Origin of the sequence: Leptospira paudalimensis, from assembly GCF_026151345.1 — a bacterium.
Classification (GTDB): Bacteria; Spirochaetota; Leptospiria; order Leptospirales; family Leptospiraceae; genus Leptospira_A; species Leptospira_A paudalimensis.
Window position 1 is genome coordinate 1,450,257 of sequence record NZ_JAMQPR010000001.1, and the last position, 21,236, is coordinate 1,471,492.

At 39.1% G+C, this 21,236-nt stretch carries 29 protein-coding genes and 2 tRNA genes; 27 read left to right on the plus strand and 4 right to left on the minus strand.

Features of this window, described 5'->3' with window-relative positions:
* The 19 genes from rplX (at window position 1) to ND855_RS06810 (ending at window position 10,932) form a co-directional block, all read left to right on the plus strand.
* Complete coding sequence (gene rplX, locus ND855_RS06720) at window positions 1-384, plus strand: 50S ribosomal protein L24 (RefSeq protein WP_012388931.1); 384 nt, start codon at window positions 1-3, stop codon at window positions 382-384.
* Between the two features lie 2 nt (window positions 385-386).
* Window positions 387-938: a 50S ribosomal protein L5 gene (rplE, locus tag ND855_RS06725; RefSeq protein WP_100721710.1), complete on the plus strand. Its 552-nt coding sequence runs from the start codon at window positions 387-389 to the stop codon at window positions 936-938.
* Between the two features lie 10 nt (window positions 939-948).
* Window positions 949-1,134 carry a type Z 30S ribosomal protein S14 gene (locus ND855_RS06730; RefSeq protein ID WP_012476296.1) on the plus strand — a complete coding sequence of 62 codons (186 nt, stop codon included), beginning with the start codon at window positions 949-951 and terminating at the stop codon, window positions 1,132-1,134.
* A gap of 17 nt (window positions 1,135-1,151) precedes the next feature.
* On the plus strand, window positions 1,152-1,550 hold the full coding sequence (gene rpsH, locus ND855_RS06735; RefSeq protein ID WP_002973604.1) for a 30S ribosomal protein S8: 399 nt from the start codon (window positions 1,152-1,154) through the stop codon (window positions 1,548-1,550).
* Between the two features lie 14 nt (window positions 1,551-1,564).
* Entirely contained in the window at window positions 1,565-2,104 is a 540-nt protein-coding gene (gene rplF / locus ND855_RS06740; protein WP_265357713.1) for a 50S ribosomal protein L6, read from the plus strand.
* A gap of 6 nt (window positions 2,105-2,110) precedes the next feature.
* Window positions 2,111-2,479, plus strand: a complete 369-nt coding sequence (gene rplR, locus ND855_RS06745) for a 50S ribosomal protein L18 (protein ID WP_265357714.1) — start codon at window positions 2,111-2,113, stop codon at window positions 2,477-2,479.
* Between the two features lie 3 nt (window positions 2,480-2,482).
* Window positions 2,483-2,986: a 30S ribosomal protein S5 gene (gene rpsE, locus ND855_RS06750; RefSeq protein ID WP_002973816.1), complete on the plus strand. Its 504-nt coding sequence runs from the start codon at window positions 2,483-2,485 to the stop codon at window positions 2,984-2,986.
* A 13-nt stretch (window positions 2,987-2,999) separates the two neighbouring features.
* Complete coding sequence (rpmD, locus tag ND855_RS06755; RefSeq protein ID WP_002974048.1) at window positions 3,000-3,179, plus strand: 50S ribosomal protein L30; 180 nt, start codon at window positions 3,000-3,002, stop codon at window positions 3,177-3,179.
* A 4-nt stretch (window positions 3,180-3,183) separates the two neighbouring features.
* Window positions 3,184-3,717: a 50S ribosomal protein L15 gene (rplO, locus tag ND855_RS06760; protein ID WP_265357715.1), complete on the plus strand. Its 534-nt coding sequence runs from the start codon at window positions 3,184-3,186 to the stop codon at window positions 3,715-3,717.
* A 7-nt stretch (window positions 3,718-3,724) separates the two neighbouring features.
* Window positions 3,725-5,104: a preprotein translocase subunit SecY gene (secY, locus tag ND855_RS06765; protein ID WP_015678147.1), complete on the plus strand. Its 1,380-nt coding sequence runs from the start codon at window positions 3,725-3,727 to the stop codon at window positions 5,102-5,104.
* A gap of 3 nt (window positions 5,105-5,107) precedes the next feature.
* Window positions 5,108-5,671 carry an adenylate kinase gene (locus tag ND855_RS06770; protein WP_039928997.1) on the plus strand — a complete coding sequence of 188 codons (564 nt, stop codon included), beginning with the start codon at window positions 5,108-5,110 and terminating at the stop codon, window positions 5,669-5,671.
* Window positions 5,672-5,681: 10 nt separating this feature from the next.
* Window positions 5,682-5,900: a translation initiation factor IF-1 gene (gene infA, locus ND855_RS06775; protein ID WP_012476295.1), complete on the plus strand. Its 219-nt coding sequence runs from the start codon at window positions 5,682-5,684 to the stop codon at window positions 5,898-5,900.
* 9 nt (window positions 5,901-5,909) lie between these two features.
* Entirely contained in the window at window positions 5,910-6,023 is a 114-nt protein-coding gene (gene rpmJ, locus ND855_RS06780; protein ID WP_002974084.1) for a 50S ribosomal protein L36, read from the plus strand.
* 6 nt (window positions 6,024-6,029) lie between these two features.
* A complete protein-coding gene (gene rpsM / locus ND855_RS06785) occupies window positions 6,030-6,407 on the plus strand; it encodes a 30S ribosomal protein S13 (protein WP_035983662.1) in 378 nt (125 codons plus the stop codon).
* 11 nt (window positions 6,408-6,418) lie between these two features.
* A complete protein-coding gene (rpsK, locus tag ND855_RS06790; RefSeq protein ID WP_004783964.1) occupies window positions 6,419-6,832 on the plus strand; it encodes a 30S ribosomal protein S11 in 414 nt (137 codons plus the stop codon).
* A gap of 9 nt (window positions 6,833-6,841) precedes the next feature.
* Complete coding sequence (gene rpsD / locus ND855_RS06795; RefSeq protein WP_100727886.1) at window positions 6,842-7,474, plus strand: 30S ribosomal protein S4; 633 nt, start codon at window positions 6,842-6,844, stop codon at window positions 7,472-7,474.
* Window positions 7,475-7,499: 25 nt separating this feature from the next.
* The gene (locus ND855_RS06800; RefSeq protein ID WP_002974165.1) at window positions 7,500-8,477 is read left to right on the plus strand and encodes a DNA-directed RNA polymerase subunit alpha; all 978 of its coding nucleotides are present in this window, start codon (window positions 7,500-7,502) and stop codon (window positions 8,475-8,477) included.
* Window position 8,478: 1 nt separating this feature from the next.
* On the plus strand, window positions 8,479-8,997 hold the full coding sequence (gene rplQ, locus ND855_RS06805) for a 50S ribosomal protein L17 (RefSeq protein WP_100727885.1): 519 nt from the start codon (window positions 8,479-8,481) through the stop codon (window positions 8,995-8,997).
* 114 nt (window positions 8,998-9,111) lie between these two features.
* Entirely contained in the window at window positions 9,112-10,932 is a 1,821-nt protein-coding gene (locus tag ND855_RS06810; protein ID WP_265357716.1) for a PAS domain-containing sensor histidine kinase, read from the plus strand.
* Here ND855_RS06810 and ND855_RS06815 read toward each other — a convergent pair.
* Complete coding sequence (locus ND855_RS06815; protein ID WP_265357717.1) at window positions 10,922-12,940, minus strand: 1-acyl-sn-glycerol-3-phosphate acyltransferase; 2,019 nt, start codon at window positions 12,938-12,940, stop codon at window positions 10,922-10,924. The genes ND855_RS06810 and ND855_RS06815 overlap by 11 nt on opposite strands.
* Before the next feature lie 122 nt (window positions 12,941-13,062).
* Between ND855_RS06815 and ND855_RS06820 the strand changes: the two genes are divergently transcribed.
* From ND855_RS06820 to ND855_RS06835, 4 genes are all read left to right on the plus strand, one after another.
* On the plus strand, window positions 13,063-14,088 hold the full coding sequence (locus ND855_RS06820) for an ATP phosphoribosyltransferase regulatory subunit (RefSeq protein WP_265357718.1): 1,026 nt from the start codon (window positions 13,063-13,065) through the stop codon (window positions 14,086-14,088).
* A gap of 7 nt (window positions 14,089-14,095) precedes the next feature.
* On the plus strand, window positions 14,096-15,370 hold the full coding sequence (locus ND855_RS06825) for an adenylosuccinate synthase (protein ID WP_265357719.1): 1,275 nt from the start codon (window positions 14,096-14,098) through the stop codon (window positions 15,368-15,370).
* A 79-nt stretch (window positions 15,371-15,449) separates the two neighbouring features.
* Window positions 15,450-15,522, plus strand: a tRNA-Lys gene (locus ND855_RS06830).
* A 39-nt stretch (window positions 15,523-15,561) separates the two neighbouring features.
* Window positions 15,562-15,636 (plus strand) — tRNA-Glu (locus ND855_RS06835).
* Here the strand turns inward: ND855_RS06835 and ND855_RS06840 are convergent.
* The gene (locus ND855_RS06840; RefSeq protein WP_265359353.1) at window positions 15,596-16,492 is read right to left on the minus strand and encodes a TIGR02757 family protein; all 897 of its coding nucleotides are present in this window, start codon (window positions 16,490-16,492) and stop codon (window positions 15,596-15,598) included. The genes ND855_RS06835 and ND855_RS06840 overlap by 41 nt on opposite strands.
* Window positions 16,482-17,381: a hydroxymethylglutaryl-CoA lyase gene (locus ND855_RS06845; protein WP_265357720.1), complete on the minus strand. Its 900-nt coding sequence runs from the start codon at window positions 17,379-17,381 to the stop codon at window positions 16,482-16,484. Before ND855_RS06845 ends, ND855_RS06840 begins: the two co-directional genes overlap by 11 nt.
* Before the next feature lie 76 nt (window positions 17,382-17,457).
* Here ND855_RS06845 and ND855_RS06850 point away from each other — a divergent pair, with 76 nt between their 5' ends.
* Entirely contained in the window at window positions 17,458-18,246 is a 789-nt protein-coding gene (locus ND855_RS06850; protein WP_265357721.1) for an ABC transporter ATP-binding protein, read from the plus strand.
* Here ND855_RS06850 and ND855_RS06855 read toward each other — a convergent pair.
* Entirely contained in the window at window positions 18,201-19,217 is a 1,017-nt protein-coding gene (locus ND855_RS06855) for a tetratricopeptide repeat protein (RefSeq protein ID WP_265357722.1), read from the minus strand. The genes ND855_RS06850 and ND855_RS06855 overlap by 46 nt on opposite strands.
* A gap of 9 nt (window positions 19,218-19,226) precedes the next feature.
* On the opposite strand from ND855_RS06855, the gene ND855_RS06860 reads away from it, so the two are divergent.
* The 3 genes from ND855_RS06860 to ccsA are packed head-to-tail and all read left to right on the plus strand — an operon-like array spanning window position 19,227 to window position 21,231.
* On the plus strand, window positions 19,227-19,835 hold the full coding sequence (locus ND855_RS06860) for an ABC transporter ATP-binding protein (RefSeq protein WP_322113559.1): 609 nt from the start codon (window positions 19,227-19,229) through the stop codon (window positions 19,833-19,835).
* Window positions 19,819-20,478 carry a heme exporter protein CcmB gene (locus ND855_RS06865; RefSeq protein WP_265357724.1) on the plus strand — a complete coding sequence of 220 codons (660 nt, stop codon included), beginning with the start codon at window positions 19,819-19,821 and terminating at the stop codon, window positions 20,476-20,478. The genes ND855_RS06860 and ND855_RS06865 overlap by 17 nt, the downstream gene beginning before the upstream one ends.
* A gap of 54 nt (window positions 20,479-20,532) precedes the next feature.
* Complete coding sequence (ccsA, locus tag ND855_RS06870; RefSeq protein ID WP_265357725.1) at window positions 20,533-21,231, plus strand: cytochrome c biogenesis protein CcsA; 699 nt, start codon at window positions 20,533-20,535, stop codon at window positions 21,229-21,231.
* Window positions 21,232-21,236 lie beyond the last annotated feature (5 nt).

Here is a 21,236-nt window from a genome sequence, read left to right on the forward strand (position 1 = left end):
ATGGCGACTAAGTTAGCATATAGAGGTTCCGAGCCTACTAAATTCAAAAAAACAAAAATCAAAAAGGACGACGAAGTTCTTGTGATTTCTGGAAAAGAAAAAGGAAAAAAAGGGAAGGTTCTTGCTGTTGATAAACGCAAAGACCGTGTTTACATCGAAGGTGTGAACAAAAGAAAAAGATTCGTTCGCCCAACCCAAGAAAACCCTGGTGGTGGTGCGATTGAGATCGAATTCCCAATCCATATTTCCAATGTGATGTTTCACGACGCAAAAGCAGAGAACAAAGCGAAGCCAAAGAAGAAAATTAAGGCTGTACGCTTGGGCTTTGCCAAGAAGGATGGTAAATCCGTACGAGTGACTCGACCTGAAGGGAAAGAAGTATAGATATGGTACCTAGGCTTAAATCAAAATACGAAAAGGAAATTCGTCCTACACTCCAAAAGTCACTCGGCTTTCAAAGTGTGATGCGAGTTCCTAAATTAGAGAAAATCGTAATCAACGTAGGGATGGGTGAAGCTCACACAAACCCTAAGGCAATGGAAGCATGTCTTGTGGAAATTGGCCAAATCACTGGACAAAGACCTGTGAAAACTTTCGCTAAAAAATCCATCGCGGGTTTCAAAGTGAGAGAAGGAATGGTTCTCGGTTGCAAAGTGACTCTACGTGGACATCATATGTATGAGTTCCTTGATCGTTTCATCAACGTAGCCCTTCCAAGGGTTCGTGACTTTCGTGGTGTTAGCCCGAAGGGATTTGATGGCAGAGGGAATTATAACCTTTCTGTTAGAGAACAGATCATTTTCCCAGAGATCCAATTTGATAAAATCAATACGATCTATGGAATCAATATCACTTTCGTAACGAACACGGAAGTGGACAAAGAAGCGTTCGAATTATTCCAAGCCTTCGGTATGCCTTACCGAGCGGCAGGTAAGTAGGAGATTACTCATGGCGAAAAAATCAATGATGGAACGCCACGCCAAAGAGCAAAAATTCAAAGTGAGAGAGTACAATCGTTGCCCTCTTTGTGGTCGATCACGCGCTTATTTGCGCCGCTTTGATATGTGTCGTCTTTGCTTCCGGGACCTTGCTAGCAAGGCTCAGATCCCCGGTGTGAAAAAGTCCTCCTGGTAATTAGGTTAAGGTAAGATATGAGTCTTTCAGATCCAATCGCAGATATGCTAACAAGAATTAGAAACGCACAACAAGCTAAACATGAGCTTTGTGTGATTCCTGGTAGCAAAATCAAAAAGTCCATCCTAGATCTTCTCAAAGAAGAAGGTTTTGTAGATGATGTCCAAACTGTAAAAAATGGAAGTTTTGATGACTTCCAAGTAAAATTGAAATACGACACAGAGAAAAAACCTGTGATCCGTATGATTGAACGTGTTTCCACACCAGGACGACGGGTATATATCCAGTCTGGTGAAATCCGTCCTTTCCGAAATAACATCGGAACACTCATCCTTTCGACTTCGAAAGGTGTGATGACGGGAAAACGCGCTCGTAAACTCAGAGTAGGAGGGGAAGTTCTCTGTAAGGTATTCTAGAGAACGATAACACCATGTCTCGAGTTGGAAAAAGTATCATCAAATTGCCTGCAAAGGTAGAAGTTAAAGCAGATGCAGAAGTCCTTACAATCAAAGGGCCGTTAGGGGAATTAAAAACTCCACTTTACGAAGGTGTCGGAGCAAACGTTGAAAACGGCGAATTGGTGTTCACAAGAAAAAGTGAAGACCAAAAGACAGTGGCTCTCCACGGTCTCGTTCGTTCCCTTGCGATGAACTGTGTAAAGGGTGTCACAACTGGATGGGAAAAAAACCTAGAAATCACTGGGGTCGGTTACCGTGCGCAAAAACGTGGTAAGGATCTTGTGATGGCACTTGGTTATTCTCACGAAGTGGTTTTCCCTGAGCCAAATGGCATCAAAATTGAAGTCGCAGATCAGCTCAAAATCAAAGTATCGGGCATTGACCGACAACTGGTTGGACAAGTTGCGGCTGACATTCGTTCCAAAAGACCTCCAGAGCCTTACAAAGGGAAAGGGATCAAATATCAGAACGAATACATCCGTAGAAAGGCCGGAAAAACCGGTAAGAAGTAGAACGTCATGATCAACAAGACAGCTAAAAATAGTAAAAGATTGAGAAGAGCGGAGAGAGTTCGTTACAAACTCCGCCAAACATCGGATAGACCTCGGTTAGTGTTTAACAAAACAAACCGTTACCTGACTGCACAAATCATTGATGATGCAAAAGGTGTAACACTAGTTTACGCAACCACTCTCGAGAAAGATTTTCCGAAACATGAAAATTCTAAGAAGAGTAAATCGGCTGCAACCGAACTCGGTAAAGTAGTCGCTGATAAGGCGAAAAAAGCGGGTGTTTCCCAAGTGGTACTAGACCGTTCTGGGATGGTTTACCATGGAAGAATCGCTGCGTTTGCTGATTCTGCCCGTGAAGGTGGATTGGAGTTCTAAATGATGTTAGAAGAAGAAACAAAAGAATTTACTGAGAAAGTCGTTAAAATCGACCGCGTCGCCAAAGTAGTAAAAGGGGGACGTCGTTTCTCTTTTAATGCTCTTTCCGTTGTAGGTGACTCCAAAGGAAAAGTAGGCATTGGATTTGGAAAAGCAAATGAAGTTCCAGATGCAATCCGTAAGTCCATTGAATCGGCAAAAAAGAATTTAAAATCCATTCATTATATTGGTCACACCGTTCCTCACGATGTGGTTGGACAATTCAAATCAGCACGTGTGATTTTGAAACCAGCTTCACCTGGAACTGGGATCATCGCGGGAGCTTCTGTTCGTTCCGTATTGGAAAGAGCAGGGATCCAAGATGTTCTAACAAAATCTTGGGGATCTTCAAACCCGATGAACATTGTAAAGGCGACTATGGATGCATTACAACAGTTGGAAACTCCGTCTATGGCGGTGAAACGACGTGGTGTTAGCCTCAAACACTTGTTTGGGCAAGATCTATAAAAGGGTACTGACTATGGAAGAAGTGATCGTAACGCAAGAAAGAAGTTCCATTGGTATCATCCCAATGCACAAAAAAACTTTGATTGCTCTCGGCCTTAAAAAGAAAGGTCAATCCAAAAAACACAAAATGACTCCCCAATTGAAAGGGATGTTACGACAAGTAGGATACTTGTTGAAAGTGGAAAAGGTATAATCATATGGCACAAGAAAGAATCGAACAAGGTCGTGGGTTTGGTGCAAAACGCGCTAAAAAATCCACATCTCTCGGAAACAAAAACTTGGTTCCCGTTCCGGAAGGCGCAAAAACCTCTCCGAAACGAGTGGGCCAAGGTCCAGGATCAGGGATGGGAAAAACTTCCACTCGTGGATCCAAAGGACAAAGAGCTCGTGCAGCATCCATGAGACGTGGATTTGAAGGTGGACAGCTCCCTCTTCACAGACGTTTACCAAAACGTGGTTTTACTAATATCTTCTCTGAAGTATTCCAACCAGTGAATTTGATTTCTCTTACGAAAGCTGGTCTTTCGGGAGAAGTGACTCCTGCGATTTTGAAAGCAAAGGCACTAATCAAATCCGAACTAGGACCGATTAAATTACTCGGAACTGGTGAAGTGACTGTTGCGATTACCATTACGGTTGATGCATTTTCAGCTTCTGCAAAAGAGAAAATTGAAAAAGCAGGTGGCAAAGTCATCATCAGAGAAAAGAAAAAAGAAGAGAAAAAAAACTAAATAACCCATGTTTCAAACCATCGCTAACATCTTTCGAATCCCGGAATTAAGATCTAAAATCCTATTTACGATCGGTATGTTGTTACTTTTTAGAATGGGAACTCACGTGACCATTCCTGGTATCAACAGTTTGATTGTGACGGGCATTACTGCCGATCCAAGTGAAGGTTTCCTTGGAATGGTAGATTTGTTTGCTGGTGGTGCTCTTCTCAAATTTTCTATTTTTGCACTTGGGATTATGCCTTATATCTCTTCTTCGATCATTATGCAACTTGTGATGGTTCTCATTCCTAGTTTGCAAAAAATGCAAAAAGAAGGGGAAGAGGGTAGGAAAAAGATCCAACAGTACACGAAGTACGGAACGCTCATTCTTTGTGCAATTCAGTCTCTTGCTGTGATCCAACTTGCCAATTCTTGGTCCACTGGATCGGGAACTGCGCAGGCTAAATACCCAGGTCTAATCAATCCTTCCGTCGAAGGGTATTTTTTACCGATTGCCATGTTATCCATCACAACAGGAACAGTGCTTCTCATTTGGCTCGGGGAACAAATCACCGAACGTGGGATTGGTAATGGAATTTCTCTCATTATCTTTGCGGGTATCATTGGTCGTATGCCAGAAGCACTCATTGCGATGTTTACTTCTGATACTTCAGATGCTCTCAGTATCCTGATCCTAATTATCATCTTTATTGTTCTCATTTCACTCACGGTGATTTTAACCCAAGGGGTTCGCCGGGTTCCACTGAATTACGGAAAACAGATGGTGGGTAGAAAGATGGTACAGGCTCGTAGCCAATCCATTCCTTTCAAAGTGAACAGTGCAAACGTAATGCCAATTATCTTTGCATCTTCCCTCATTCTATTTCCACAAACAATTGTTCAGTGGTTGTCTTCCAAAGGGGGACAGTGGGCTGGTTGGGCTGTGATTATGGATTATTTTAACCCATTCTCACAAATCTGGTACCATGCTTTATTTTACTATGTGATTTATACTTCTCTCATCATCTTCTTTGCTTATTTTTATACGGCAATTCAGTTCAATCCACAGGAACTCGCTGATAACTTAAAAAAATACGGTGGGTTTATCCCAGGTGTTCGTCCAGGAAGCCAAACAAAAGAAATGATCGAGAAAATTTTGAATCGAATCACCTTACCGGGTGCTCTTTTCCTTGCTGGTCTTGCTCTTGCTCCGTATCTCATCATTAAATTCTTAAACCTGGGATCCAATACAGGTGGTGGAACTTTAGTGTATACATTCGGAGGAACTTCTCTTCTCATTATGGTGGGTGTGGCACTCGAAACCTTAAAACAAATCGAAGCCCAACTCCTCATGAGAAACTACGAAGGTTTCATGAAAAAGACTAAAATCAAGGGAAGAGTGTAACGAATGAAGAGACTCATATTTATGGGCCCTCCAGGTGCTGGTAAGGGAACACAAGCTGACATCATCAAAGAGAAATACAAGATCCCTCAGATTTCCACAGGCGATATCCTCCGTGCCGCAGTAAAAAATGGCACTGCTATGGGGATTGAAGCAAAAAAATTTATGGACGCTGGAGACCTTGTTCCAGATGCTGTCGTTATAGGCATAATTCGCGACCGATTGGTCGAAGCTGATTGTGCAAATGGATTCATATTGGATGGATTTCCAAGGACGGTGGAGCAAGCAAAGGCTCTCTCGGAAATCCTCAAAGAGCTTCACATGGAGCTCGACTCCGTTGTCAACCTAGACGTTCCTGATGAAGAACTCGTCAAACGTTTGCTAGGTAGAGCGATCAAAGAAGGACGCTCGGATGACAACGAAGAGACCATCAAAAACCGTCTGCATACTTACAACACCAAGACGTTGCCCCTGATTGACTTTTATAAAGGCACGGGGATCCTTCGGCAAATCAATGGGTTGGGAAGTATGGAAGAAATCACTAACACTATTTTAAAATCAATCCAGTAGGAGATAGACCCTGGCTAAGGAAGAAGCAATCACCATTGACGGAACCGTTTTAGAACCGTTACCAAATGCAATGTTCCGTGTGGAACTAGAGAATGGTCACAAGGTTTTAGCGCACATTTCAGGAAAGATGCGTATGCACTACATTCGTATTCTACCTGGAGATAAAGTCACTGTGGAACTTTCTCCTTATGACTTAACCAAGGGCCGTATCACTTACAGAAAGAAATAGGAAACTATAATGAAAGTTAGAGCATCAGTCAAAAAAATCTGTCCAGAATGCAAAGTCATTCGCAGAAAAGGTGTAATCCGAGTGATTTGCACGAACCCAAAACACAAACAAAGGCAAAGATAGGAAGATATGGCACGTATCGCGGGTGTTGATTTACCATCAAACAAAAGAATAGTGATCGGTCTTACATACGTATTTGGTATTGGTAAGACATCCTCTCAAAATATCCTGAAAAAAGCAGGAATTGACGAATCTATCAGGGTGAAGGACCTCTCGGACGAACAAGAAGCCGCGATCCGACGAGTCATTGAAGAATCATACCAGGTAGAAGGGGATCTTCGTTCCGAAGTCAACCTCAACATCAAACGATTGATGGATGTGGGCTGTTACAGAGGTTTCCGTCACAGACGTGGACTTCCAGTTAACGGACAAAGAACAAGAACCAACGCAAGAACCCGTAAGGGAGTCAAGAAGACTGTAGCCAATAAGAAAAAGGCTACTAAGTAGAGGACCAGTCCATGGCTGAAAAAGACGCAAAGAATAAAAAAGATACCAAAAAGGTTAAGAAAAAAGAAAAGAAAAACGTTCCACGGGGTAAGGTTTATATCCAAGCTTCGTTTAACAATACAATCGTATCGATTACTGATATGGCTGGAAACGTTCTTTCTTGGTCTTCTTCCGGAATGATGGGATTTCGTGGGTCCAAAAAATCCACTCCTTACGCAGCACAAGTAGCTGCTACCAATGCTGCTGAGAAAGCAATTGAAGCTGCTGGTCTTTCCGAAGTGGATGTAATGGTTTCAGGTCCTGGAATTGGACGTGAATCTGCCATTCGGTCTTTGACCACAAAAGGGATTGCAATCAAACTCATTAAAGACGTAACTCCGCTCCCTCACAATGGGTGCCGACCACGAAAAAGAAGAAGGGTGTAGGAATTAGATATGGCACGTTACCGAGGTCCAGTTGTTAAATTGATGAGAAGAGAGGGGCTTAACCTCTTTCTCAAAAATAGTCATACATTACATAAAGAAAAATCTTCCCTTGAAAAGAGAAAGTACCCACCAGGTCTTCCTCCAAAGAAAAAAGGGAAGGTAACAGAATACGGCGCACAGCTACGTGAAAAACAAAAAGTAAAACGCGCTTATGGTGTGTTAGAAAAACAATTCCGTAGATACTTTGAAGAAGCTTCTCACACTCCGGGGATTCCTGGTGAGAACTTACTCCAATTCCTTGAAAGAAGATTGGATAACGTTCTTTATCGTATGGGTTTTGCTGTTACTAGAAGACAAGCTCGTAACTTTGTGGCTCACAGACACATTTTAGTGAATGGCCACCGAGTTGATATTTGTTCTTATCGTGTGAATGTTGGTGATAAAATCGAAATTCGTGAGAAGTTCCAAAAATCCGCGTTTATCGAAGAAAATATCAAACTAGCCCAAGCAATCAATCGTACTGCTTCTTGGGTGAGTGTGGATTATGCCAAGTTCTCAGGAGAAGTGACTTCACTTCCAACAAGAGAGCATATTGATATCCCTGTGAAAGAACAGGTAATCGTAGAGTTGTACTCGAAGTAAGAATTTAGAGAAGAAGGATACGACATTGTCTCCAAAGAATTTATTAAAAGGTTTTAAAAGACCCAAAAAAATCGAATTCACTACCGATGTGAATACACCAAACTACGGTAAGTTTGTTGCAGAACCTTTCGAAAGAGGAATTGGTACAACGATCGGTAACTCCCTTCGTCGTACACTCATGTCTTCTATCGAAGGAGCAGCAATTTCTGCCATTCGCATTGAAGGAGTTTCTCACGAATTCTCCTACATCGAAGGTGTTGCAGAAGACGTCACTCGTATCATTCTTAACTTAAAACAAGTTCGAATCAAATACGAGCCAGAAGACAAAGAAGCAAGTAAAGTGATCCACTTGGAACTCAAAGGTGCTGGTTACTTTCGTGCTGCTGACCTTGCTGTAGATTCTTCTATTGAAATCATGAATCCTGATCTTCATATTGCTACCCTCAATGAGGATGCTAATTTGATTATGGATTTGGAAATCCAAAGAGGACGTGGTTACGTTCCTGCAGAAGACAAAAAGAAAGATATCGAAGTATTGGGAACGATCCCAATCGATTCGATCTTTTCTCCAATCCAAAAAGTATTGTTTGAAGTATCAGAAACTCGTGTTGCACAAAGATCTGATTACGAAAAACTAACAATGGAAGTTTGGACTGATGGATCTGTGTCCCCTGAAGATGCAGTTGCACAAGCAGCTAAAATTCTAAAAGACCATCTCACTGTATTCATCAATTTTGAAGAAGAAATTGAAGAGGAAGAAGAAGAGTTAGATGAAGCTGATGAAAAACTCAAAGCAGCATTATCGAAACACGTAGAAGAATTAGAACTTTCTGTTCGTTCGACTAACGTTCTTCGCAGTTTGGAAATTGACTTCATTGGTGAACTCGTAAAGAGATCAGAAGACGAAATGACGAAATCAAAACATTTCAGCGAACAAAGTTTACAAGAGTTGAAAGCAAAACTTTCCTCTATGGGACTTTCTTTCGGTATGAGAGATTTTTAAGATGAACAAACGTAATAAAGTTAAACAACTCAATAGATCAGCAGATCATAGAAAAGCTATGATCCAAAATATGGTAATCTCTCTACTTCGCCACGAAAGAATTGAATCTTCTGTAGCGAAGTTAAAGGTGGCTCGTTCTTATGCAGAACGAATCATCACAAGAGCGAAAAAAAATCTAGATGCAAATTTAGCAAACCTAGACGAACAAAAGAAAAATGCAGCGATTTTGCACAATACAAGGTATCTTTATAGCCACCTTGGTGACCAAGAGATCGTGAATAAACTTTTGAAGGATTTAGCAAATCGTTATGCAGAACGAGTGGGCGGGTATACGAGAATCATTCGATTGGTAAACCGTCCTTCAGACAACACTGCGATGGGAATTTTAGAACTTGTAGATAGAAAAACACAAGACGAACTCAAAGCAGAAGCGAAAGCAAAACGCGAAGAGAAAAAACCTGCTAAAAAAGAAGAGAAACCTAAAAAGGCGAAAAAAGAAAAAGTAGCTGCTTCTAAGTAACTTCTTATCCGCTAACACGGATTCCTTGGTGAAAAACCTACTTGAGAACATTCTTAAGTAGGTTTTTTTATTGCCAGACCTGTGGATTCCGCTACCTTTTAACCTCCGAAAACTATGGACTCCTCTTTACCCATCACTGATCGAATTTGGCATACCAGTTTTGCAGAAAGCCCCATTGGTATGGCGATTACCGACTTGCAAACAGGACTGTATGTAGAAGCAAATGAAGTTTATTGTAATTGGCTTGGTCGTAAGAGAGAGGAGGTTGTCGGAAGAACCACAATTGATTTAGGAATTTATTCAAATCTGGCAGACCGGGATCTCATTTTAACCAAATTAAAGATAGATGGCTTTGTACTTAACTTTGAAGTTCCCCTTTTGACAAAGACGAATGAAACTGTAACCATTCTTTTTAGTGGGAAAATTGTAGAGAATGGTCGGTACTTACTCAGTGCGGGGCAAAATATAACCGCTTTAAAAGAGAAAGAGAAACTTGCAAATGCACTGCAAAAAGAATTAAAGTTAAGTAAGGATTTGTTTGAAAGTGTTTTTAGGTTAAATCCTGCGGCTGTTAGTTTATCAAATGCAGAAACAGGTAGATACGATGATGTGAATGAGGCATATTGTCGTCTCATTGGTTTTAATAGAGAAGAAATCATCGGCAAAACATCACATGATTTGAATATTTGGATTACAAAGGTAGACCGAGCAAGGTTACTCGCAGAAGTTCAAAAAAAAGGTTGGAGCACTGGTATGGAAGCAAGTGTTCGAACTAAATCGGGGGAAATACGACATGTGGTTTCTGGGAATACAATTCTCAATCATGATGGTCGTTCCACTTTACTTGCGATTCTCATTGATATCACTGAATCCAAACAAAATAAAGAAGCTCTTGAGTTTGCTGTCAAAGAAAGGACAAAAGAACTCAACCGTATCTTAGAAGATTTACAGAAAACTCAAGACCAATTGATTTTATCCGAAAAAATGGCTACACTTGGCCAACTCGTAGCAAGTGTGGCACATGAAATTAACAACCCTTTGGCGGCTATCTCTGCTTTTAGCGAACAATTACAAAACCGATTAGGAGATTTTGGATCTAGGTTACTTGAGATTCGGAATTGTATGGGGAAATATACAGACAAGGATGCTCTGGAAATCATTCGTTGGATCACTGAACTATTCCAAGTAAAACCAAAAACTTATAGTTTTTCTGAGACAAGGAAAATCAAAAAGAATTTAGAATCACTGTTTGTTACTGCCAATATTGAATCCCCTTATGATTTGGCTGATCGTATTGTAGATTTGGGTGTATCTGATTATATTTTAGAAAATACAAGTTTTGTGGAAAAACTAAAAAATACTCCCATACTGAGTATCATCTTAAATGAATTAAATGCGTTACGTAGTATTGAATCGATTCGTTTAGCAGTGGAACGCACATCGAAAATCGTTTATAGTTTAAAAAATTATGGAAGGATGGACAGAGGTTCTGCTAAAATCCAAACCAATATCATAGATACAATCGAAACTGTCCTTACTTTGTATCAGAACAAAATGAAATCAGGTATTGAATGCATTCGATTGTACAACGCAAATCCTGTGATCATGGGTTATCCAGACGAACTCATCCAAATCTGGACCAATTTGATTTATAATTCCTTACAAGCAATGCACTTCAAAGGTAAGTTGACGGTGCAGGTGGAAGAAACAAATACCGATGTTGAAGTATCCATTAAGGACGATGGTCCTGGAATTCCACAGACTATGCAAAAACGTATTTTTGAGCCCTTTTATACAACGAAGGAAAAAGGAGAAGGAACCGGGCTTGGTCTTGGGATCGTTAAACAATCCGTAGAAGAAAGGCACAAAGGCCAGATCCGGTTATTTTCCGAACCAGGCCAAACTGTTTTTATCGTTTCTATCCCTAAACTCTAGCTAACTGTTTTTGTAATTCTTCCGCAACTATATCAAAATCTTCGTTTTGGATCACTGTTTTATAAGCAGAAGCAACAATTGGATGTCTTTTTTCATCTAGTTGGATGAGGTTTGGTAACACTTTTAGACCATAAAAACCATTAGTGATTTTTTCTGGTCTTGTTCCATTCGCCAGATCATAACCATACTTGCGGTCTCTCGTGTCAGATCCAAAACATGCTAACATAAAATCAGTCATTCCAGATAATCCATTAAACGTAGTGGGATCTCCTCCGAGTAATACACCAATTGAGACCATTTCATTAAAAAATCGGTTACTCAAATGGAATAGAGTATTGTCGACATTCCCACCTAATTCGCGTTTGAAGTATCCTTCTACTAGTCCCATTGCAAGTGCATAAATAGTTTTTAAAGCACCACCAAGCTGAACCCCTTTTGTATCTCTGGAATTGATAGCGGTTCTAGTGAATACATAATTATTGGTGAGAAGTTCTTTGAGTTTTGGAATCAAGGAATCCTCAAAGGCAGAAATTTCAAATCCAGAAATTTTTCGTTCCATAATTTGGTCTGGGTAACATGCACCAGATACGACTGCCAATCGATCCCTTTCAATGAGGAGAAGTTCGTTTAAGTCTTCGAGGATGAGCCCCTTTTTAGATCCAGTGAAACCTTTGATTACATTCACCATAGGTGATTTATTTTTTTGTAAATAGGTTCTGATTTTGGAGTAAACAGCATCAAATTCCCAAGGATTTGTTCCTTGGACAAATAATGTTGCTGATTCTAACACTTCTGGTTTATCCGAAAAATCTATGTTTGGTGGTAGCTTGTAAATTGGGTAATGGATAATGTCACGTCTTTCTTCGTTACTACGAGCCACCATTTCTGAATCTGGATGGTAGATCGTCACTTTGACATTTTTATTGGCTAGGATGCAAGCAAAGGCGACAGACATATTGGATGAACCAATGATGACTACGTGTTCGTCTGGTTTTTTGGGAAGTGAAATGAGTTGGTTCGTTTCTCTAACGTCACCTCGGTAAAGGTTTCGATATGTTCCATGTTTGTGTTTGTTGAGATTACTTCCCACAAGAAGGGCAAGGTTATCAATGATAAATTGTTTTTTGTCACCACTTCCTGGAAACGAAATTTGTTCGATATGAGATGGAAACGATTCCATTTCTCGTTTTGTCAGTTCTCCAACAAGTACAGGTTTACCGATCACAAGTTTTCCAACGGCTTGGTTGAAGAGTAATCCTTCAATCGGTAGAATTTTTTCAGTACCTTCGAGAGAGATTGGCAAAATGACTTTGTTAGCTACATAATGGTACACTGTGTCCACAAATGGCATGAGCCTTCCATCACGAGAGCGAGTTCCTTCCGGGAAAATGGAGATTACCTTTCCATCTGATTGTAATTTTTGTGAATTACGAAAAGCACGCATATTGATTTTCGTCATGACATCAGAAAGAGAAGGGTTATCCGCCATATCTTTTTTGGAACAAACAAGGAGAGTACCAAACATATAAAGACCTAGGCGTGTAAAATCAGGTTCAAAGGCAAGTCTTCCCGCAATGAAAACAAGAGACTCTGCGATCTTTCTACCTTCTGGCCCCGAATTGTAAAGTAGAGTAAAAATGGCAGGAGCATCTAAATGACTTAAGTGGTTAGAGATAAGAGTGACTGGGTATTTGCCAATGATGCCATCGAGGAGTTTTAAATTCTCTGTTCCTTCCACCTTAAACTTCTTCATGATGGGGTCTAGGAATTTGAGCATAAAATCGCGAGGCTCGGGTCTGATGTCTGTGTAGACACCAATCTCTTCTAATCGTTCGGGCTCTTGGAAAATTTCCATGACCTTGGGTTTAGGAGTTGCTTGTGATAGAACTAAAAATTCTTCTAAAATGGACTTTGCTTCTTGTTCCGAAAGACCGGATTTTACAAATAAGTGAATGTTCTCAAAAAATTCTTTGTGCCAACGTCCCAAAGTGGCTTCTTTTTCTGTCATGTATGCCTCTAAACCGACATCAGCGTACTGAAAAGTTTCGATTTGTCTATTCGATTTTTACAATTGATTGCGTAAATCCAGGATTTCTCTAACCTGACTTCTTGGGTGATCGAGATCCCGGTATGAATCAAAAAAACAAATCAATTTCCTCGGAACAGAAATGGATACCCGATGGATTTCATTTTTTAGGACCGGAAGAAAGCAGAAACCGGCGAAATTTACTACAATCGTTTTCGGAACTCTTTGAAAGAGAAGGGTATTCTGAAATCACTCTACCTAGTTTTGATTATTCCAATTCCTTTCGTTCCCAATTGCATGAAGGTGTTGAGAGTTTACTCGTCACGAAGGACTGGGATGGAAATGAACTCTCTCCCGGTGTGGACCTAACATTACAGGTTGTGAAAGGGATGGCAGCTAGATCCCATTGGGAAGAAAACCAAAACATCTATTATTTTGCCAAAAAGATAAGAGACCATAAAAAACGAAACGCTTCCAGACGAGAGATTTTACAAATCGGAGTCGAGAGTTTAGGAAAAAGTGATACAAACCAATTGATTTCCCAAATCAAAATTTTGAAAAAACTTTGGGACAAAACGATTCCTAACAAAACATTTACGATTGTGTTTGGTCATTCTTCTTTTTTTCGAAATTTGTTAGAAATTCTAGGTTGGAATGAAGAACAAACAAAAGTTTTACGACAATTTTTATACACGAAGAATATCCCAGAATTAGTGTCTCTTGCTGCAAGAACAAATACGAAAGATTCTCATATGAAAATCATTCAGTTATTACTCAAACCGATCCCTGTAAATGGAATGGCTGATTTTAAGAAAGATTTGGAATCTAATTTATCCGAAGAAGAATTGCATTTACTAAAAAACGATTTGGATTCGATCACATCTTTTTTTGACGTTTGGAACAAGCAGATGCAAGGTGTATCCTGTATATGGGATCCTTCTCTTGTTCGAGATTTATCGTATTACACGGGTTTTATGTTTCAAGGGTATGTAGAACATGACCCTGAGCCAGTTTTTGCTGGTGGTGTGTATAATGATTTATATGAAAGTTTTACAGGGATACAAAAGGATGCATGTGGATTTGCACTGCATTTGGATTCTATTGAAGTTTTGTTAAATAAGGAAAAATGAGGGATTTATGCCTGCAAATTTAGTCGTTGGAGCCCAATGGGGTGATGAAGGAAAAGCAAAAGTTATTGATTACCTTTCAAAAGATACAGATATCATCGTACGTTACCAAGGTGGCGCAAATGCGGGCCATACTGTCGTTGTTGGTGGTAAAAAATACATTTTCCATTTAGTTCCTTCTGGGATCATTTATGACAATACTACGTGTGTGATTGGGAATGGGGTTGTTTTAGATCCTGAATACTTTCTAAAAGAATGTGCTGATTTAGAAGCACATGGATTTCGCGTCAAAGATAAAGTCCTTATCAGTGATTCTTGCCACATCCTCCTACCGTATCATCGATTGATCGATGAGGCAAGAGAAGCTGGTTCTTCCCCAGAACGAAAAATTGGAACCACAAAAAAAGGCATTGGTATGTGTTATGCGGACAAAATGTTACGTAATGGAGTCCGTGCAGGAGACTTACTCGATAAAGACCTTTTAAAATCAAAACTCAATCATATTCTGGAAGTAAAAAACCAAGAACTTGTAAAATACTATGATTTAGAACCAGTGAATCCAACAGAGATGTATGATTTCCTTTTAGATTTTGCTGATAAAATGGGAAAAAACATTGTAAATACAGTGTATTATCTCAATAGCGAATTGGAAAAAGGCAAACGTGTACTTCTAGAAGGTGCACAAGGGACTGGACTAGATATTGACTTCGGAACGTATCCTTATGTGACCAGTTCCAATCCAACCACAGGGGGAGCTCTTGCTGGTTCCGGAGTAAGTTTCCGTTATTTAAAAGATGTAATTGGGATCACAAAAGCTTATGCAACTAGAGTTGGAGAGGGACCTTTCCCATCCGAAATTTTAGGTGAAGCAGGAGACGTTCTTCGTAAGTTAGGTGGGGAATACGGATCCACTACAGGAAGACCAAGGCGATGTGGATGGTTTGATGTACAGATGATCAAACATGCAGTCACAGTGAATGGGATTAACTCACTTGTTCTAACGAAAATTGATGTTCTTAGTCATTATGATTCTATCCCTGTAGTGGTTGGATATGAATACAAAGGAAAAAAATTAGATTTTTTCCCATCACAAGGACTTGAGAGCGTTAAACCGTTGTTTGCCGAGTTTAAAGGGTGGAAAGATGATATCTCTGGTATCAATTCATTTTCGAAATTACCACCATTGTGCCAATCTTATATCAAGTCGTTACAAGACTTAGTGAATACAAAAATTGGAATTGTATCGACTGGACCTGATCGTGAACATACGATCATCATGGATTAAAAAAAATAGATAGTTCTGAATCTTTTTTTTAAGTAGTTGTTGACCGAGAAAGGTGGTTCGATATTCTTGGCTACAGAACGAGTCGTTAGCTCAGCTGGTAGAGCAATTCCCTTTTAAGGAATGGGTCCGGGGTTCGAATCCCCGACGACTCAAACATAAGAGTTTGATACTCTTAGAAAACGTTCTCAAACGGTGCCATCGTCTAATGGTTAGGACACAAGGTTTTCATCCTTGCAATCGGGGTTCAATTCCCCGTGGCACTACCAAACAAACCTCCCTCAATTCACACACCTTACAAATTTCCTCTACATAACTACCTTTGCATTTTTCAATGATTCCTACCCTTGTTAAATAAAAATCGTATAACAAGGGATCTGTGGGATTCAGTAAACTAAAATACTCAGTAAGAAGGAACGCATCATCTAACTTCACTTGTTTTTTGTCACGAATTCCTAATACCTTACTCAATTTTTGGATGTGAACATCCATGGGATAGGGTATTTCACTCGGAAGGATTTGTTTGTAGATTCCAAAATCAGGATACTGGTTTCGTACCATCCAACGTAAAAAAAGGGAAATTCTTTTTTTAGGTGATTTGGATTTCCACTTACCAATTAAGAATTGTAAACCATAAGTAAGTGGTTTGTTGCCCAAGGTAATTTTGAATTCTTGTTCCATATAGGATTGGAAATTCTGTATCGACGTTTCCTTTCGGAAGTATTTTCCTCCACTTAAAAAAATGGATTCAAAGATCGGATCCTTAAGTTTGTGATTTTGTATGATCCTTTGTAAGGTTACAAAGAAAACAATTAGATCCTCTTTGGTTTGGAAACGATACCCATTGATTGTCTTTAGAAATGGATCAAACGAACTCTGTTTTTGTCTTAAGAAAAGATAAGGAGAAGGTCCCATTGCCGAAACGATAGGATTTAAAAAATTCTGAATGTTTTTGACTGACCCATATGCAAATAAACAAGCAACGAGCGATATAATTTCGATATCCAGTGGATCTGTGAATTGTTTGGGGAAACAAATGGGATCTGTATCCAAATAGGATACACTTTCATATTTGTTTTTTAGATTCTCTAATTTTTTCTTTAGTAAGATGGCATCAGCTGGCATTTTTTTTAGCAATGAAGGTTCTGGAACTAAATTGACGATCTAGTTTTGTTTCCATAAATTGACTCACTCTTACTAGTGAATCCAGTTGAATCCCTGTATCATATCCTTCTCTTGTTAAAAAATAAACCAAATCTTCTGTTGCCACATTCCCAGCGGCTCCTTTTGCATAGGGGCAACCTCCTAAACCTCCGGCAGAACTGTCAAAACTTCGTATCCCCATAGAGAGAGCTTGTTTTGTATTCGCAATTGCCATACCATAAGTATCATGGAAATGACAATTGAGATAAGAGATTGGAATTTTTTTAAGTAAGACATCTAATAATTTTTCAACCTCATCCGGAACAGCTACACCGATTGTTTCCCCTAAGGAAATTTCATAGGCACCAGCATCTAATAGTCGCAATGCGACATCTAATGTTTTATCAGGTGTTATTTTTCCTTCATAGGGACAGGCAATCACTGTTGAAATATAACCTCTGACTTTGATTCCATCTTGTTTGGCTTGTTCAAAAATAGGTTGGAAGGAAGTAAAACTTTCCAAAACTGTCATGTTGATGTTTTTCTTCGTAAAAGATTCAGAAGTCGCTGTAAACACTGCCACTTCTTTGAAACCTGCTTCTTTTGCGGCTTCATATCCTTTGGTGTTGGGTGTCAGACAGGAAAATTCAACATCATTTGCAAATTTTGGTAACACGAGTGCAGATAGTTCGATTGCATCACCCATTTGGGGTATTCTATCTTTTCTGACAAATGAAGTGAGCTCGATGTGTTTTGTCCCAGATTCTACTAGACGTTTTACGAATTCAAATTTATCCTGAGTTGAGAGAATGGTTTTTTCGTTTTGTAATCCGTCTCTTGGTCCTACTTCAGTGATTTTTACTTTCTCCAAAACGATTCACTCCTATTTATCCTCTTTAGATTGTTTATTGAGAGAGAGAATGCAATGATTTTATCTGCAAGGTATTATGTTTAAAATCAAAAATCTTTCCGTTCATATAGGGAGACGAACCATCTTAAACGATGTATCATTAGAGGCAAAACCCAAAGAAATCACTGGCCTCATTGGGAAATCGGGATCTGGTAAATCTACTTTATTTCGATTGGCACTGGGTTTACTTCCAAAGTCTGAGGGATATGAATGGACAGGCGAATTGGAGTGGAATGGCGAAATGTTAGGAAAACAACATTGTCCCAAAATCCAACCTGTTTTCCAAGATCCCTTTGGGAGTTTTTCACCTTATCATACAATTGGCGAATTATTATTGGAACCACTTAAGGTTCAGAAACAATTAGTCTTAAACCAAGATATGATCGATAAGGAAAACACAAGAATTGAAAATTATTGTAATCGATTTGAATTACCAGTGTCTTTATTAAAAAAAACAAAACAAGAGTTAAGTGGTGGTCAGTTACAACGATTTGCAATCCTCAGAGCCTTACTTGTGAATCCAGAATACCTTTTGTTAGATGAACCAGTAACAGCCCTTGATGTTCTTGTGCAAAAGAAAATTGCTGAAGAATTAAAGGAAATCAACCAAAAGGATTCGCTCGGAATGTTGATTGTTTCACACGACCTTGGATTTTTATCTTATATGTGTGATCAAATATTTGTATTGGAAGAGGGAAGTATCACTGAATTTGGAAATCCAAAACAACTTCTAAAACATCCAAAATCAAAACTATTACAAGAATTGGTTTTTGCCAGAAATCATTCGTTTGGAGGTGTAACTTCTTCTTCCGAATTATCCAATTGAGTTCGTTTTGCTTCCGCAAATTTTTTCGCGATATCCCTTCTACGTGCGATTACTTTTGAGGAAACGGTCGCAAAAAACGGATCATTTGTAAAACTCAGCATCTTTGTATATTGTTCTTCTGCAGTTTCATAATCTGTGACTTTTGAAGCTGTCTCAGCAAAATAATAATGAAACTTTTTATCATATGACTTTTGTTTTCCTTCACCAGTGGTTAAACTCGTTCGATTGAAAATCTTATAGGCAATATGATAATTTCCCTTCTCCATTTCAAGTCTTGCAAATCCAAGTTTTACATTTGGACTTTCCTCTTCGATTTTCAGAGCTTTGTTTAGATACAATAGTGCTCTGTTCTTAAGTCCAGTTGCCAAATAATGATCTGCAAGTCGGATGAGTGCTTCTGTATCGTATGGATTTTTTTCAACTGCCAATTTGTAGTTCATGATGGCATAATAGGTTTGTCTTGTGATTTCAGAAAGGATACCGATATGCAAATATGTTTTGTAATACTCTGGCATTTCTGCTTTTGCGTATTCAAATTCAACTAGTGCTTTTTCATATTTCATTTCCAACGAATACAATCTGCCTAAATTATATCGGAAAGGGAAAAATTGAGGGTCAAATCGAACTCCGGCTTCCAAACGTTTGATGACTTCACCTCTTTGGTTTGCCTTTCCATTTAAGAGAAGTTCAATGGTATCATTATTCCATTTACCAGAATTTGTGATGGTTTCTGTTCCGTAGGAAAAACTTCCATTGGATTTGGGTGGCTCGCCGGTATATAGTTTTCCACGTGTTAGGATAAAATCATCTCTGTGGTAGATAAAAGATCCATTCGGAAAGTCACGGGTATCAAACTCTTCGTCTTTTCCCCATAAAAGCTCTGGGTATTCCTTATTCCCGATGAGTTTTTGTGCAAAGACTAGGCTTGGAAACAAAAACAGAAGTGCGAATGTAAACAGTCGATGGAACATGGTGTTAGAATGAACCGTATGCTTTTGGAGACAAAAGGGCTCACTATTACTGTCGGCGAAAAAACCATATTGAGAGAGGTGAATCTCAGTTTTTTTGAGAGAGGGTTACTCGCTGTCCTTGGGGAAAATGGAGCTGGAAAATCAACATTACTTAAGAAAATCTTTCATGATTCCTTAACGTCTGCTTCCTGGACTTGGCCCCTTGGAAAACGAAAAATTGCTTATTTGGGCCATGAGCTTGGTTATTATTCCTCTCTTAGTTTGGAAGAAAATTTGGACTACTTTGCCTCTTTGGATGGTAATCATTCCATGGAGAGAAGGATAGAGTTATTAAAACTCTTTCGATTGGAAAAAAGGATATGGGATCCCATCCATTTTTTTTCCAGAGGAATGAAACAGAAAGTTGCCATTATGAGAGTATTACTTTCATCAGCAGAAATCATTTTATTTGATGAACCATTTACGGGACTTGATTTTGAATCTTCTTCGGTTTTAAGTTCGATTTTAAATGAAGAAAAAAAATCGAGACTCATTCTTACGGTGCTCCACTCGATCCCAAGTGAACTTGAGTGTACAGGTCAAATTTTAATTCGCCAGGGGAATGTCTTTGTTTCTTAATCTATTAAAAAAAGATTTTTATTTGATTGGGCGTTCACTAGGTGGAGTGGTTTCACTTTTTACTCTGAGTGTTTCTGTCGTATTCATTTTTTATACATCCATTGAAGTGAACGAAATGTTATCTGCTAGGAGCATCCGTGGTCTGAAGTGGGCGATTATCTTCATTCTTAACTTTGTCATTGTTAGCCAAAGTTTATGGGAAGAAAGAGAGTCAATGGGATGGGAAGCTAGTTCCAGTTATGTCAGTCCTACTTATCTTTACTTAAGTAAATCGATTACAATTTGGTTTTGTACCATCCTCGTGAATGCACTCCTTATCCTCGTATTATCGATCTTTTTCCAAAATATGGTTTTGGAACGTTATTTGGGAGAGTGGTTATTTGCAAACTTAGGGAGTGGGTGTTTGGTGTTTTTGGGTGTATCCCTTGGAGTGGTTGCATTTGAAAGCCGACTAAAAGAGATCATCATCCCTCTTTTACAACTCCCATTTTCGATTCCATTGTTTTTGTTTGGATTGGAAGCTGAAAATCGATACTGGATGGAACCTGGATTGTATTTACCTTCGATTGGATTACTTTTGTTTTTCCTATTATTTTACGGAACTCTTGGTTCCATTATGGTAGAAACCTTACAGAATGAGTAGAGGATTTGTATTTTCTCCTAGAATTTCTTTTCCATTCTGAAAATTTGGAAAAAAATGGAACGTAAGATCAAACTGATCCACCCGGCTTTGGATTTTGCCTTTTACATCGTAGTCTGTATCTCTTTGGTAATCGCTGTTTTTGTTTCGATCCTGTATCCCAATGTCATTTTGGAACAAGGTCTTAGCCACAGAATTTTTTACTTACATGTTCCAGTCGCCTGGGTTGCATTATACGGCCCACTGTTATCGTTTGTTTTTTCTCTGATTTATTTCATTAAAAAAGACCTTATTTGGGATCGCCTCGCATTCACTGCAAACCAACTTGCTTTTCTTTTTGCCTTAGGAGTTTTATTCTCTGGACCCATTTGGGCATATAGTGCATGGGGAGTTCCTTGGGATAAAACAGATGCTAGGTTACAATCATTCTTTATTTTATGCCTTTCTCTATTGAGTTATTTTATCTTTCGATATTTGGTTCCATCTCGCAAAAAAAAGGCGATTTTATCGGCTTATCTTTCTGTTCTTTGTGCTTTAAGTGCGGTTTTAACCTGGGGTGCTATTCGTTGGATTGAAAATCCAGGAAACCATCCAGGAAGTGTGCTTGGAAAGGGTGGAATGGATTCGGATATGAAACAAACGATGTGGCTTGGTGTTCTTGCTTACCATTTTTTGTTTTTGTTTCTATTTTTCCTTTCGAATCGAAACGAAAAAATCCAAGAAATTAAAAATCACCTACGGTCCGAATTCAATTAATTGAA